The 14,463-nt window shown below is 63.8% G+C and carries 13 protein-coding genes; 7 read left to right on the top strand and 6 right to left on the bottom strand.

The genetic code is table 11. The features are described from left to right. Positions 1–17: 17 nt before the first annotated feature. Entirely contained in the window at positions 18–2,195 is a 2,178-nt protein-coding gene (locus AC07R1_RS13835) for a malate synthase G (protein WP_495110612.1), read from the bottom strand. 544 nt (positions 2,196–2,739) lie between these two features. Here AC07R1_RS13835 and AC07R1_RS13840 point away from each other — a divergent pair. Then, complete coding sequence (locus tag AC07R1_RS13840) at positions 2,740–3,258, top strand: glycine cleavage system transcriptional repressor (protein ID WP_011063874.1); 519 nt, start codon at positions 2,740–2,742, stop codon at positions 3,256–3,258. 223 nt (positions 3,259–3,481) lie between these two features. Here the strand turns inward: AC07R1_RS13840 and rarD are convergent, their stop codons facing one another. The 5 genes from rarD to AC07R1_RS13865 form a co-directional block, all read right to left on the bottom strand. After that, the gene (gene rarD, locus AC07R1_RS13845) at positions 3,482–4,369 is read right to left on the bottom strand and encodes an EamA family transporter RarD (RefSeq protein ID WP_011063873.1); all 888 of its coding nucleotides are present in this window, start codon (positions 4,367–4,369) and stop codon (positions 3,482–3,484) included. Between the two features lie 239 nt (positions 4,370–4,608). Continuing rightward, on the bottom strand, positions 4,609–5,583 hold the full coding sequence (locus tag AC07R1_RS13850) for a stress response kinase A (RefSeq protein ID WP_495110613.1): 975 nt from the start codon (positions 5,581–5,583) through the stop codon (positions 4,609–4,611). A gap of 158 nt (positions 5,584–5,741) precedes the next feature. After that, positions 5,742–7,646: a PhoX family protein gene (locus tag AC07R1_RS13855; RefSeq protein WP_053154247.1), complete on the bottom strand. Its 1,905-nt coding sequence runs from the start codon at positions 7,644–7,646 to the stop codon at positions 5,742–5,744. Between the two features lie 84 nt (positions 7,647–7,730). Continuing rightward, entirely contained in the window at positions 7,731–8,495 is a 765-nt protein-coding gene (locus tag AC07R1_RS13860) for a TOBE domain-containing protein (protein ID WP_011063870.1), read from the bottom strand. 65 nt (positions 8,496–8,560) lie between these two features. Continuing rightward, complete coding sequence (locus tag AC07R1_RS13865) at positions 8,561–9,301, bottom strand: ComFC family protein (RefSeq protein ID WP_103290315.1); 741 nt, start codon at positions 9,299–9,301, stop codon at positions 8,561–8,563. 90 nt (positions 9,302–9,391) lie between these two features. Between AC07R1_RS13865 and bioB the strand changes: the two genes are divergently transcribed. The 6 genes from bioB to AC07R1_RS13895 all read left to right on the top strand — a co-directional run bounded on the left by bioB (position 9,392) and on the right by AC07R1_RS13895 (position 14,359). Continuing rightward, positions 9,392–10,447: a biotin synthase BioB gene (gene bioB / locus AC07R1_RS13870; protein ID WP_011063868.1), complete on the top strand. Its 1,056-nt coding sequence runs from the start codon at positions 9,392–9,394 to the stop codon at positions 10,445–10,447. A 123-nt stretch (positions 10,448–10,570) separates the two neighbouring features. Continuing rightward, on the top strand, positions 10,571–11,749 hold the full coding sequence (gene bioF / locus AC07R1_RS13875) for an 8-amino-7-oxononanoate synthase (protein WP_495110614.1): 1,179 nt from the start codon (positions 10,571–10,573) through the stop codon (positions 11,747–11,749). Then, positions 11,742–12,473 (top strand): alpha/beta fold hydrolase, encoded by a 732-nt coding sequence (locus tag AC07R1_RS13880; RefSeq protein ID WP_041120124.1) that lies wholly within the window; start codon positions 11,742–11,744, stop codon positions 12,471–12,473. Before bioF ends, AC07R1_RS13880 begins: the two co-directional genes overlap by 8 nt. Further along, positions 12,466–13,278, top strand: a complete 813-nt coding sequence (gene bioC, locus AC07R1_RS13885; protein ID WP_053154238.1) for a malonyl-ACP O-methyltransferase BioC — start codon at positions 12,466–12,468, stop codon at positions 13,276–13,278. Before AC07R1_RS13880 ends, bioC begins: the two co-directional genes overlap by 8 nt. After that, the gene (bioD, locus tag AC07R1_RS13890; RefSeq protein WP_011063864.1) at positions 13,275–13,955 is read left to right on the top strand and encodes a dethiobiotin synthase; all 681 of its coding nucleotides are present in this window, start codon (positions 13,275–13,277) and stop codon (positions 13,953–13,955) included. Before bioC ends, bioD begins: the two co-directional genes overlap by 4 nt. Positions 13,956–14,062: 107 nt before the next feature. Further along, positions 14,063–14,359, top strand: a complete 297-nt coding sequence (locus AC07R1_RS13895) for a hypothetical protein (RefSeq protein WP_011063863.1) — start codon at positions 14,063–14,065, stop codon at positions 14,357–14,359. The last annotated feature ends 104 nt before the right edge of the window (positions 14,360–14,463 follow it).

A 14,463-nucleotide genomic window follows, 5' to 3' on the forward strand; every position in this document is an offset into this window, starting at 1 on the left:
CTGCTGGTTACGCGGGCTTACAGACCGTTCTTGGCCTTGAACTCGCGACGCCGGCGGTGCAGGACCGGCTCGGTGTAGCCGTTTGGCTGCTTGGTGCCTTCGATCACCAGTTCCAGGGCGGCCTGGAAGGCGATGTTGCTGTCGAAGTCCGGTGCCAGGGGGCGGTACAGCGGGTCGCTGGCGTTCTGCCGGTCAACCACCGGAGCCATGCGCTTGAGGCTTTCGAGCACCTGCTCCTGGGTGACCACGCCGTGGCGCAGCCAGTTGGCGATGTGCTGGCTGGAGATACGCAGGGTGGCGCGGTCTTCCATCAGGCCGACGTCATTGATGTCCGGCACTTTCGAACAGCCCACGCCCTGGTCGATCCAGCGCACCACGTAACCGAGAATGCCCTGGGCGTTGTTGTCCAGTTCGTTCTTGATCTGCTCCGGCGTCCAGCTCGGGTTGACCGCCAGCGGGATGGTCAGGATGTCATCCACCGAGGCGCGGGCACGCTTGGCCAGTTCGGCCTGGCGGGCGAATACGTCGACCTTGTGATAGTGCAGCGCGTGCAGCGCAGCGGCGGTCGGGGATGGAACCCAGGCAGTGTTGGCACCGGCCAGTGGGTGAGCGATTTTCTGTTCGAGCATCGCTGCCATCAGGTCCGGCATCGCCCACATGCCCTTGCCGATTTGCGCGCGACCTTGCAGGCCGGTGCTCAGGCCGATATCGACGTTCCAGTTCTCGTAGGCGCCGATCCATTTCTCGGCCTTCATGTCGGCCTTGCGCACCATGGCGCCGGCTTCCATGGAGGTGTGGATTTCGTCGCCGGTACGGTCGAGGAAGCCGGTGTTGATGAACACCACGCGCTCGCTGGCCGCCTTGATGCAGGCCTTGAGGTTGACCGTGGTGCGGCGCTCCTCGTCCATGATCCCGACTTTCAGGGTGTTGCGCGGCAGGTTCAGCACCTCTTCGATGCGGCCGAACAGCTCGTTGGTGAACGCCGCTTCTTCAGGGCCGTGCATCTTCGGCTTGACGATGTACATCGAGCCGGTGCGGCTGTTCTTGCGCGACGTGTTGCCGTTGAGGTTGTGGATCGACGCCAGGCTGGTGACCAGGCCGTCGAGGATGCCTTCCGGCACTTCGTTGCCATCCTTGTCGAGGATCGCATCGATGGTCATCAGGTGGCCGACGTTGCGCACGAACAGCAGCGAACGACCGTGCAGTTTCACCGGCTCGCCATTGACCCCGGTGTATTCGCGGTCGGCGTTCATGGTGCGGGTGAAGGACTTGCCACCCTTGGAAACTTTTTCCGCCAGGTCGCCTTTCATCAGGCCGAGCCAGTTGCGGTAGATCACCACCTTGTCGTCGGCATCCACTGCGGCGACCGAGTCTTCGCAGTCCATGATGGTGGTCAGGGCCGCTTCCATCAGCAGGTCCTTGACCCCGGCGGCGTCGGTCTGGCCGACCGGGCTTGTGGCGTCGATCTGGATCTCGAAGTGCAGGCCGTTGTGCTTGAGCAGGATCGCGGTAGGGGCCGCAGCGTCGCCCTGGTAGCCGATCAGTTGCGCGTCGTTGCGCAGGCCGCTGTTGCTGCCACCCTTGAGGCCGACCACCAGCTTGCCGCCGACGATCTTGTAGCTCACCGAGTCCACGTGGGAGCCGGCAGTCAGCGGCGCGGATTCATCGAGGAAGGCGCGGGCGAAGGCGATGACCTTGTCACCGCGGACCTTGTTGTAGCCTTTGCCTTTTTCCGCACCATCGGCTTCGCTGATGGCATCGGTGCCGTACAGGGCGTCGTACAGCGAGCCCCAGCGAGCGTTGGAAGCGTTGAGGGCGAAGCGCGCATTCATCACCGGCACCACCAGCTGCGGGCCGGCCATGTGGGCGATCTCTTCATCGACGTTTTGCGTCGTGGCCTGGAAATCCGCCGCTTCTGGCAGCAGGTAACCGATGTCTTGCAAGAAGGCTTTATAAGCCACAGCGTCATGCGCCTGGCCGGCACGGGACTGGTGCCAGGCATCGATACGTGCCTGGAAGTCATCGCGTTTGGCGAGTAGGGCTTTGTTCTTCGGCGCCAGGTCGTGAATGACCTTGTCTGCACCGGCCCAGAACGAGTCGGCGGTGAGGCCGGTACCGGGAATGGCTTCGTTGTTCACGAAGTCGAACAGGACTCTGGCGACCTGCAGGCCACCGACTTGAACGTGCTCAGTCATTGCTTGCCTCACTCTGCTCAGCTATTTCGCTTTTCAGCTCTTCAAATTAACAATGAAGCCGGCGGCCATTTAAAGCACAACCCTGTTCTCCAGTACATGCCATCGCTGGCGGCTGGGTCCTTCCAATCAACGGCGGAGCCTTGCTGACGGGCTGTTGCGGGGGTTGCGATCAGGCCTTGGCGGACATCGTTCCAACGTTATGTAGTGCGCGCTGCGGCATACTACATGATGAACTGCGGTTGTGAAAATTAGACTAAAAGCGTCGTTCCGCGACTTTAAAGTGCAGTGCGGTCACGCAGGGGAATGCGATGTTCTCAAAAAGCCGGTGGATTGTTCCATATAAATGCAAAAAGTTGTACACGATTTGTGTTTTGCCTTGCGCACCCTCGTAGGAGCCGGCTTGCCGGCGAATGGGCGTTCGGGATTTGCGTCGGCCTTGCGGGCACATTCGCTGTCCTGCACAAGCTGCTGCCATATGGGCTGGAAGGCGCGGGGAATGAGGCTGCCTATACTGGATCTTTCATTGCTCAAAGAGGGCTGCGCCATGGACCATCTCGTTCTCACGGTATTCGCCCCGGACAAGGCCGGCCAGGTCGAGCGCATTGCCCAGTGCATCGCCGAGCATGGCGGCAACTGGCTGGAAAGCCGCCTGTCACGCATGGCCGGGCAGTTCGCCGGGATCCTGCGGGTGGCAGTGCCGGCCGAAGCCTACGATGAACTGGTGGATGCCCTGCAAGGCTTGTCGGCCCAGGGCATTCGCGTGTTGATCGCCGAAAGCGGCGTGGAGCAGTCCTGCACCTGGAAACCCATCGCCATGGAACTGGTGGGCAACGACCGCCCGGGAATCGTGCGCGACATCACCCGGCTGCTGGCCGAGCAGGGGGTGAACCTGGAGCGCTTGGTGACCGAGGTGCGCCCAGCGCCCATGAGCAGCGAGCCGCTGTTCCACGCCGAGGCGATCCTTGCGGTGCCGCTGACCCTGTCCCTGGAAGTGCTGCAGGCGCGCCTGGAAACCCTGGCGGACGACTTGATGGTGGAATTGGTCCTGCGCAGCGAGCCCTGAGCCCTTGTGAGGGTTATCCCAGTAAACCGTGCATGTGCCTGTGGATAACCTGTAGAGACCAGGCCCTGGCCCAGAGCCAGCGCGGCGTTGCGCCAGTTGATCAAAAAACCAGCAGTTTCAAGGGCTTGTGCACAAAGGGCGGGGATCAGGTTGTGGATAACCTTGGGAAGAACCGCTGCAAGCCACGAAGAGCGTGGCCTGCAGGGCTTTGTACGTTTATTGATCAGCGACGCCCGCGCAGGCTGAGCCAGGCATCCACGCTGTATACCGCCAGGCCGGCCCAGATAAACATGAAGGCCAGCAGGGTGCTGGAGGACAGGTGCTCGTCGAACAGCAGCACGGCCTGCAGCAGCACCAGGGTGGGAGCCAGGTACTGGAGGAAACCCAGGGTGGTGTAGGGCAGGTCCCGTGCGGCAGCGTTGAAGCACACCAGAGGTACCAGGGTCACCGGGCCGGCAGCCACCAGCCACCAGGCCTGGGAACTGCTCCAGAACTCGGCATGGGCACTGCTGGCATCGGGGTGCAGCAGCAGCCAACCCAGAGCGATGGGCACCAGCATCCAGGTTTCCACCACCAGGCCGGGCAGGGCCTTGACCGGCGCCTGCTTGCGGATCAGCCCGTAGAAGCCGAAGCTCAGCGCCAGCATCAGCGAGACCCAGGGCAGGCTGCCTACCTGCCACACTTGCTGGGCCACGCCCACCGCCGCCAGGATCACCGCCAGCCACTGCATGCGCCGCAGGCGTTCGCCAAGAATCAGCATGCCCAGCAGCACGTTGACCAGTGGGTTGATGTAGTAGCCCAGGCTGGCTTCGAGCATGCGCCCGTTGTTTACCGACCAGACGTAGGTCAGCCAGTTGGCGGCGATCAGGGTGCCGCTCAGGGCCAGGATCGCCAGGCGCCTGGGGTTGTCCCGCAGTTCGCGCCACCAGCCGGGGTGCTTCCACACCATCAGCAGCAGGGCGCCGAACAGCGCCGACCAGAGCACCCGGTGGATGATGATCTCGACCGCGGGAACGCTGGCGATAGCTTTGAAATAGAGCGGGAACAGACCCCAGATGATGTAGGCGGTCAGACCCAGGATGTACCCGCGACGCGGGTTGGCGGCTTGCATGCAGAATCCTTGCTTAGGCAGCTAACAAAGCCGCAATTGTAAGGACAATTGTCTAGACCTGTCCTGACTTTTACCCTGCCGCCCACTGTGGGCATCGGCCTGCCGACGAGGGCAATCTCTCGGGCCCTTTCGCTGGCAAGCCAGCTCCTACGGCTGGCGCCCTTGTGTGGGTACCGGCTTGTCGGCGAAGGCGATTTCTCGGGCCCCCTTCGCTGGCAAGCCGGCTCCTGCAGGCCGGGTCAGAACAGCTTGAGGGGTTCTTCGTTGAGGGCCGCCAGCTGTTCGCGCAAGGCCAGCACCTGATCGCCCCAATAACGTTCGCTGCCGAACCAGGGGAAACTGTGGGGGAACGCCGGGTCGTCCCAGCGTCGTGCCAGCCAGGCGCTGTAGTGCATCAGGCGCAAGGCTCGCAGTGGTTCGATCAGGGCCAGCTCCCGCGGGTCGAAATCATGGAACTCGCTGTAGCCATCCATCAACTCGGACAACTGGCCCAGGCATTCCTGGCGGTCGCCGGCGAGCATCATCCACAGGTCCTGCACCGCGGGGCCCATGCGGCAGTCATCCAGGTCGACGATATGGAACATCTCGTCGCGGCACATCATGTTGCCGGGGTGGCAGTCGCCGTGCATCCGGATGTTCTGGTGTGGCGTGGCCTGGTAGACCTCTTCCACCCGCTTGAGCAGGTCCCGGGCCACCGACTCGTAGGCTGGCAGCAGGCTCTTGGGGATAAAGTTGCCCTGCAGCAGGGTTGCCAGGGAATCGTGACCGAAGTTCTTCACCCCCAGGGCTTCGCGGTGTTCGAACGGGCGGGTGGCACCCACCGCGTGCAGGCGGCCCAGCAACTGGCCGAGACGGTAGAGCTGGTCCAGGTTGCCTGGCTCCGGGGCGCGCCCGCCGCGGCGGGGAAACAGGGCGAAACGAAAGCCCGCGTGTTCGAACAGGCTGGTGCCGTCGTGAATGATCGGCGCCACCACCGGCACGTCGCATTCGGCGAGTTCGAAGGTGAAGCGGTGTTCTTCCAGGATCGCTTCGTTGGTCCAGCGCTGGGGCCGGTAGAACTTGGCGATCAGTGGCTCGCTTTCGTCGATACCGACTTGATAGACGCGATTTTCGTAGCTGTTGAGCGCCAGCACGCGGGCGTCGCTGAGAAAGCCGATGCTTTCAACGGCGTCCAGGACCAGATCGGGGGTCAGTGTTTCAAACGGGTGCGACATGCTTACTCCTGCGCGCAGCAGGCTGCCGCGTCCGGCCAAGCATGGTAACGCAGACGGGGAGCCAGCGGGGGAGGGTTTGCCGGTGGTTCGGCCGTGCGTCGGGTTCGCCGCCCAGCCGGTTCCTGCGGGTGCAGAAGCCGGCTGGGCGCGAGGCGGGGTCAGGCGCCGATGACGCCGCCGTCTTCCCGGGTGATGGCCATGACCGAGGAGCGTGGCTTGCCGTTGGGCAGGTGTTCGGGGAAGGTCGAACCGCCGTTTTCCCCAGGGTGCTGGATACCCACGAACAGGGTCTTCTGGTCCGGGGCGAAGGCGATGCCGGTGACTTCGCAACCCACCGGCCCGACCATGAAACGGCGGATCTCACCGCTGTCCGGGTCGGCGCAGAGCATCTGGTTGTTGCCCATGCCGGCGAAGTCGCCGCTGTTGCTGTAGTCGCCGTCGGTGAGGATCCACAGGCGCCCGGCCTTGTCGAAACCCAGCCCGTCGGGGCTGTTGAACATGTTCTGCGGGGTGATGTTGGACGACCCACCCTTGGGTTGGCCGGCGTGCACCCCCGGGTTGCCGGCCACTACGAACAGGTCCCAGGAAAAACTCATGGCACCATGATCGTCGCCGCCGGTGCGCCAGCGCAGGATCTGCCCGTAGACGTTCTTCTCCCGCGGGTTGGGGCCGCCTACCGGCTGGCCGTCCTCGCCACGCTTGGAGTTGTTGGTCAGGGTGCAATAGACCTGGCCGTCCTTGGGGCTGACCACTATCCATTCCGGGCGGTCCATGCGCGTGGCCTGGACCACGCTGGCGGCCAGGCGAGCCTGGATCAGCACCTGGGCCTGGTCGGCGAAGCCGCTGCTGGCGTCGATGCCGTTCTTGCCGTGGGTCAGCTCGATCCACTGGCCCTGGCCCTTGGGGTGGTCCGGGTTGCCGTCGCCGGCATCGAAGCGGGCCACGTACAGGGTGCCGTGGTCCAGCAGGTCGCGGTTGGCCTTGGGGTTGCGGTGGTTGATCTTGTCGCGGCTGATGAACTTGTAGATGAATTCGCCACGTTCGTCGTCGCCCATGTAGACCACGGCGCGGCCGTCGCGGGTTTCGGCCAGGGCGGCGTTTTCGTGCTTGAAGCGACCCAGGGCGGTGCGCTTGACCGGGGTCGATTGCGGGTCGAACGGATCGATTTCCACCACCCAGCCGTGACGGTTGAGTTCGTTGGGGTTCTTCGCCAGGTCGAACCGCGGATCGTGCAGGTGCCAGTTGATCTCCTTGCTGGCCACCACGGCGCCGTAGCGCTTCTGCGCGGCGTCGAATTTCTGCTCGGCGTTGCTGCTGCCGAAGCAGTCGGTGAAGTTCTCTTCGCAGGTCAGGTAGGTGCCCCATGGGGTCTTGCCGTTGGCGCAGTTCTGGAAGGTGCCGAGGACTTTCCTGCCCTTGGGGTCGGCGCTGGTCTTGAGCAGATCGTGACCGGCTGCGGGGCCACTCAGGCGGATCGGCGTGTTGCCATGGATCCGTCGGTTGTAGCGCGAGCCCTGGACGAACTGCCACTGGCCATTCTTGCGCTGCACTTCAATCACCGACACGCCTTCGCTGGCCTGGGCCTTGCGCACGTCTTCGGCGGATTGCGGCAAGCCGCCATGGGGGTAGAGGTAGCGGTAGTTGGTGTATTCGTTATTGATGGCCATCAGCGCGCGGTGGCGGTCGTCCGGGAAGGCGAACAGGCTCATGCCGTCGTTGTTGTCGCCAAACTGCACTTCCTGGGCCCGGGCGGTGCCATTGCCGCTGGGGTCGAAGGCCGGGCCGTTCTTGGCCAGGGGCTGGCCCCAACTGATCAGTACCGAGGACTTGTAGCCAGGTGGCAAGGTGATGCTGTCGCTGGTGGCGGCAGGGATGCCGGCAAAGCCCAGCAACTGGCTGGTGCCGGCGCTGACGCTGGCGGCCAGGGCGCTGCGGCTCAACAGGTTGCCGCCCAGGAACAGCGCTGCACCGCACAGGGCGCCGGCACCGATGAAACCGCGGCGGCTGAGGCCGACCATCTGTTCCAGGTCGGTGGGTTGGTCTTCTTCTAGTAACAGGCTCATATCAGGCTCCCTGCAGGTTTTTGCAGCCACCTTAATGAGCCCCCATGACGAATATGTTGCAGTGAAATGGCGGTGGAGCCTTGGTCAGAGCGGGGTTCCGATCAGCACGTGGGACGGTGAGAACTGCACCTGGACGGTCGAGGATTCCTTCAACTCCAGGGTCTTGAGCAGCAACGGCTCGGCCAGGGCGCACAACGTCTGACCATTGGGCAGGGCAATTCGCACCTCGCAGGGGCCGTCCTCGGCGTCGAGAATCTGCTCGATCGTGCCCCTCAGGCAATTGTGTCCAGTTGTTACTTGGGCGCCCGCAGCTTGTACGTCCAGCCAGCCAGCCTTGATCAGTGCCACCACTTCGGTCCCCGGCAGCAGTTCCAGGCGCAGGGTGCTGTCGTGGGTGATCTGCGCCTGGAGTTGCAGGCCCTCGGGCAGTTCCAGGACGATCAGGTCGTTGCAGCCCTGGCTTTCGACAGCCCGGACCTTGCCATGCAACTGATTGCGCGCGCTGGTGCGCAGCATCAGGCGGCTGAGCAAGTCGAGGTCGCTGGTGTCTTCCGCTGCTTCCAGTACCTGGGCCTGCAGAGCTTGCAGGCGCTGGTAAAGACGCAGCACTCGCTCGCCCTCGGCGGACAGCTTGGCGCCGCCGCCGCCCTTGCCGCCGACGCTGCGCTCCACCAGCGGGCTCTGGGCCAGGTTGTTCAGCTCGTCGATGGCATCCCAGGCTGCCTTGTAGCTCAGGCCGGCGCTTTTTGCCGCGCGGGTGATGGAGCCTTGTTCGGCGATGTGTTGCAGCAAGGCAATGCGTTGCGGGCGGCGGACGATGTGCTGGGTCAACAGAGTGGGCAAGGACATGGCGGGGGGCGCTTTGAACACTGGGGGTGGACTGGGAGTTTGCGGCTTGGGCGACGAGAGTCAAGTCAGTCGCCGGTGCCGGGGCTTGGGGTCCTGGCCAGGCAGTAGATATCCACCCGACGGGCACCGGCGTTGATCAGCAAACGGGCAAGGGCCTGGGCGGTGGCTCCGGTGGTCAGGACATCGTCCACCAGGGCCAGGTGTCGTCCTGCAACCTGGGCCTGATCTGCAAGGGCGAAGGCCTGGCGCAGGTTGCGCTGGCGGGCCCGGGCATCCAGGCCCTGCTGGGCGGGGGTGTCTTGGGTGCGCAGGAGGAGCTTGGGTTGCACCACCAATTGCAACGAAGCGCCCAGCCACTGGGCCAGCATGCCTGCCTGATTGAAGCCGCGCTGGCGCAGCCGCCTGCGGGACAGTGGCACCGGCAGCAGGCAATCAGGCCGTGGCAGGCCTTCATCGAAGCGATAGTGGAGGAACTGGCCGAGAAGTTCGGCCATCAGCCGGCCAAAAGGCCATTTTTCATGGTGCTTGAAACGACTGATCAGGCTGTCCACCGGGAAATCGTAGCGCCAGGGTGCGATCACCCGCTGAAACGCCGGCGGCTCTTGCAGGCACTGGCCACAGGTGAAGCCGGGCCCAGGCAGGGGCAGGGCGCAGACTGAACACTGGGCGCCGAGCCAGGGCAGCTCGTCCAGGCAGGGAGCACACAGGGCCAGGGCCGAATAGCTGGGTTCGTCACACAATAAACATGTCTGATTGTTTTTTAACCAGATGTAAACCGGTCCTTTGTATCTGGGTTGACAGTGCATGGCTCTTCCTTAAATATGCCCAACATCCGTGTCGCGGCTGTGGGCTTTCCTGTCCTGCGCCGCTTGCCAAGCATAATCAAGGAATCGCCCATGAGCGCCAGCACCACCGCCACCCTGCGTCATGACTGGACTTTGGCTGAAGTCAAAGCCCTGTTCGTCCAGCCCTTCAATGACTTGCTGTTCCAGGCGCAGACGGTGCACCGCGCGCATTTCGACGCCAATCGGGTCCAGGTTTCCACGCTGCTGTCGATCAAGACCGGCGCCTGCCCGGAAGATTGCAAATATTGTCCGCAGTCCGGTCACTACAACACCGGCCTGGAAAAGGAAAAGCTCCTTGAGGTGCAGAAGGTCCTGGAAGAGGCCGCCCGGGCCAAGGCCATCGGTTCTACCCGTTTCTGCATGGGCGCGGCCTGGAAGCACCCTTCGGCCAAGGACATGCCCTATGTGCTGGAGATGGTCAAAGGCGTGAAGGCCATGGGCCTGGAAACCTGCATGACCCTGGGCCGTCTCGATCAGGACCAGACCGAGGCGCTGGCCAAGGCCGGCCTGGACTACTACAACCACAACCTCGATACCTCGCCGGAGTTCTACGGCAACATCATCACCACCCGCACCTACAGCGAGCGCCTGCAGACCCTGGCCTATGTGCGTGACGCGGGCATGAAGATCTGTTCCGGCGGCATTCTCGGCATGGGCGAATCCCTGGATGACCGCGCCGGCCTGCTGATCCAGCTGGCCAACCTGCCGGAGCATCCGGAGTCGGTGCCGATCAACATGCTGGTGAAGGTGGCGGGTACGCCGCTGGAAAATGCCGAAGAGGTAGACCCCTTCGACTTTATCCGCATGCTCGCGGTGGCGCGGATTCTCATGCCGCAATCCCATGTGCGGCTATCGGCCGGCCGTGAGGCGATGAATGAGCAGATGCAGGCCCTGGCGTTCTTCGCCGGCGCCAACTCGATTTTCTATGGCGACAAGTTGCTGACCACCGCCAACCCGCAGGCCGACAAGGACATGCAGTTGTTCGCGCGCCTGGGCATCCAGCCCGAAGCCCGCGAAGAACACGCCGACGAGGTGCACCAGGCCGCCATCGAACAGGCCCTGGTGGAGCAGAAAAGCAGCGAGCAGTTCTACAACGCCGCCGTCTGACCTTCTGCCGTAGGAGCCGGTTTGCCGGCGAATCTCGCGAGCCTCATGGATTTCGCGTCGCCTGCTTCGCCGGCAAGCCAGCTCCTGGCGATGAACTGTCCGTAAGCCAACATCGAGGCCTGCATGTCTTTTGATCTCGCCGCGCGCCTTGCTGCTCGCCGTGCCGAACACCTCTATCGCCAGCGCCCGCTGCTGCAGAGCCCCCAGGGGCCGCAAGTGGTGGTCGACGGTCAGCCATTGCTGGCCTTTTGTAACAACGACTACCTGGGCCTGGCCAACCATCCGCAAGTGATCGAAGCCTGGCGCTCCGGTGCCAGCCGCTGGGGCGTGGGCGGTGGTGCTTCCCATCTGGTGATCGGCCACAGCACGCCCCATCACGCCCTGGAAGAGGTGCTGGCCGAACTCACTGGCCGCCCTCGGGCGCTGTTGTTTACCACCGGCTATATGGCCAACCTGGGGGCGGTGACGGCGCTGGTGGGGCAGGGCGATACGGTGCTGGAGGATCGTCTCAACCACGCGTCGCTGCTTGATGCGGGGCTGCTTTCCGGTGCGCGCTTCAACCGCTATCTGCACAACGATGCGCACAGCCTGGCCAAGCGTCTGGAAAAGGCCACCGGCAATACCCTGGTGGTCACCGATGGGGTGTTCAGCATGGACGGCGATGTCGCCGATCTGCCGGCCCTGGCTCGGGCAACCAAGGCCCGTGGCGCCTGGCTGATGGTGGACGATGCCCATGGTTTCGGGCCGCTGGGGGCCAATGGCGGCGGGCTGGTGGAGCATTTCGGCCTGGGGCTGGATGAGGTGCCGGTACTGGTGGGCACCCTGGGCAAGGCTTTCGGCACCGCCGGAGCCTTTGTCGCCGGCAGCGAGGATCTGATCGAAAGCCTGATCCAGTTTGCCCGGCCTTATATCTACACCACCAGCCAGCCGCCAGCCCTGGCCTGCGCCACCCTGAAAAGCCTGGAGCTGCTGCGCAGCGAGCATTGGCGGCGCGAGCACCTGGCGGCCTTGATCCGTCAATTCCGCCAGGGCGCCGAGCAGATCGGCCTGCAGCTGATGGACAGTTTCACCCCGATCCAGCCGATCCTGGTGGGCGACAGTGCTCGGGCCGTGCGCCTGTCGCAGATGCTGCGTGAACGGGGAGTCATGGTCAGCGCCATTCGCCCGCCTACCGTGCCGGCCGGCAGCGCGCGGCTGCGGGTGACCTTGTCCGCGGCCCACAGTGAGGCCCAGGTGCAGCTATTGTTAAGCGCGTTGGCAGACTGTTTCAGTGAACAGCAAGCGGAGCCGAGCCATGCGTGATCGACTGATTCTGTTGCCGGGCTGGGGCTTGGGCGTGTCGCCGCTGGAACCTCTGGCGGCGGCCTTGCAGGGGCTGGATGAACACTTGCGGGTGGAGATCGAGCCCTTGCCGGAGTTGACCTCCAGCGACCCGCAGGACTGGCTGGACGAACTCGATGACGCCGTGCCGGACAATGCCTGGCTGGGTGGCTGGTCCCTCGGCGGCATGCTGGCGTCGGAACTGGCGGCGCGCCGTGGTGAGCGCTGCTGCGGCCTGCTGACCCTGGCCAGCAATCCCAGTTTTGTCGCCCATGAACAATGGGCCAGTGCCATGGCCGGGGAAACCTTCGACGGCTTCCTGGCCGGCTGCGCGGCCGATCCGCGAACCACCCTCAAGCGTTTTGCCTTGCTCTGCGCCCAGGGCGCCGCGGACACGCGAGGCCTGTCGCGGTTGCTCCTGAGCGGCGCGCCGACCACGGCGCCGGCGGTGCTGATGGCCGGGCTGGAGTTGCTGGCGCAGTTGGATACCCGCGAAGCCTTGCAAGGCTTTCGCGGGCCGCAGTTGCACTTGTTTGCCGGGCTCGATGCTCTGGTGCCTGCCGAGGCGGCCGGTGAATTGCTGGCCTTGCTGCCGGATATTGAAGTTGGCCTGATTGAACACGCCAGCCACGGATTTCTCCTGGAGGACCCCCATGGAGTGGCGGGAGCGATCCAGGCTTTCTTGCATGAGTCCGGTGATGACTGATCTTTCTCTGACTGCCTTTCCCGGTCGCCTGCCTGACAAGCGCCAGGTCGCGGCTTCGTTCTCCCGCGCGGCGGCCAGCTACGACAGTGTCGCGGAGCTGCAGCGTGCGGTCGGGCAACAATTGCTCAGCCGTCTGCCCCCGGGCCTTGAGCCACGGTGCTGGCTGGACCTGGGCTGCGGCACCGGGCATTTCAGCCGGGTGCTGGGGCAGCGTTTCAGTGCTGCCCAGGGGCTGGCCCTGGATATTGCCGAGGGCATGCTCAATCACGCCCGGCCTTTGGGTGGCGCGGACCATTTCATCGCCGGGGACGCTGAACGCCTGCCGTTGCAAGGCGACAGTTGCCAATTGATCTTCTCCAGCCTGGCGGTGCAGTGGTGCGACGATTTCTCTGCCGTGCTCAGTGAAGCGATGCGGGTGCTCAAGCCGGGCGGCGTGCTGGCTTTTGCCAGCCTGTGCGTGGGTACTTTGCAGGAACTGCGCGATAGTTGGGCACAGGTCGATGGCCAGGTTCACGTCAATCGCTTCCGTGAGTTCGAACGTTATCGACAGCTGTGTGAAGCCAGTGGCTTGCAAGTGCGCAGTCTGGAAAAGGCGCCCCATGTCCTGTATTACCCGGATGTGCGCAGCCTGACCCATGAGTTGAAAGCCCTGGGCGCGCACAACCTCAACCCCGGACGCCCGGGCGGCTTGACTGGACGGGCGCGGATCGCCGGGTTGATCGATGCCTACGAGGGTTTCCGACAGGCCAAGGGCCTGCCGGCGACTTATCAAGTGGTCTATGCCGTGCTGGAGAAACCGCTATGAGCCCTGCCTACTTCATTACGGGTACCGATACCGATGTGGGGAAAACCACCATTGCGGCCGGCTTGCTGCATGCGGCGCGTCTGGCCGGCCTGAGTACTGCTGCGGGCAAGCCGGTGGCTTCGGGTTGCGAGCTGACGGCCAAGGGCCTGCGCAACGCCGATGCCCTGGCATTGCAGGCGCAGTCTTCGTTGCCGTTGGCCTATGCAGAAGTGAATCCGGTTGCCTTCGAACCGGCCATCGCCCCTCATCTGGCAGCGCGAGAGGCCGGGGTGGCGCTGACCGTGCAGTCGCTGTTGACGCCCATGCGCCATCTGCTGGCCAAGGGCGCGGACTTCACGCTGATCGAAGGCGCGGGTGGTTGGCGGGTACCCCTGGCAGACCAGGACAATTTGTCGGATCTGGCCATGGCGCTGGGGCTGCCGGTGATCCTGGTGGTGGGCGTGCGTCTGGGTTGCATCAATCATGCGTTGCTGACGGCCGAAGCCATCGCTCAGGACGGCCTGCAACTGGCGGGGTGGGTGGCCAATATCATCGATCCAAAGACCTCTCGTCTGGAGGAAAACCTCGCAACCCTGGCCGAGCGCTTGCCGGCCCCGTGCCTGGGCAGGGTGCCGAAACTCAAGCCGGCCAGCGCCGAGGCGGTGGCCGAGCATTTGCAACTGGATCTGCTGGACTAGATTTTGCCTATTGCAAGGCATATTGCCATTAGTGTTTTTGACGGGTGTTTTCTTGACGGGTCTGCTTCAATGACACCTGTCACTCATTCTCAAGGTCGAGTTCTCCCATGCAAATCTCCGGGAACACCGCTTTCTACGCCGGGCTGAACGCTATCCAGACCGGGCAGAATCGCGTCGATCAAGCCGCCGGCCAGATTGCCAGCACTGCAGTTGAACGCTCTGCCGGCAGCCAGTCGTCGGATGTTCAGGTTGACCGCCTGCGCGCTGTGGATCGCAGCCAGGAATCGGATCTGGCCAGCAGCATGGTGGAGATGTCCATGGGCAAGATCCAGGCAGAACTGGGCGTCAATGTCGCCAAGGCCTCGGATGAAGTCCTCGGCACCCTGATCGATACCTACGCCTGATTACCCTCTGCAAAAGCCCGGCCTCCCAGAGAGACCGGGCTTTTTCATGCCTTTTCTGTTGATAGCGGCTCTCGCTGATTCCTTTCCCTGACTGATTGCCGGTG

The organism is Pseudomonas sp. GW821-FHT07F01, from assembly GCF_059418825.1.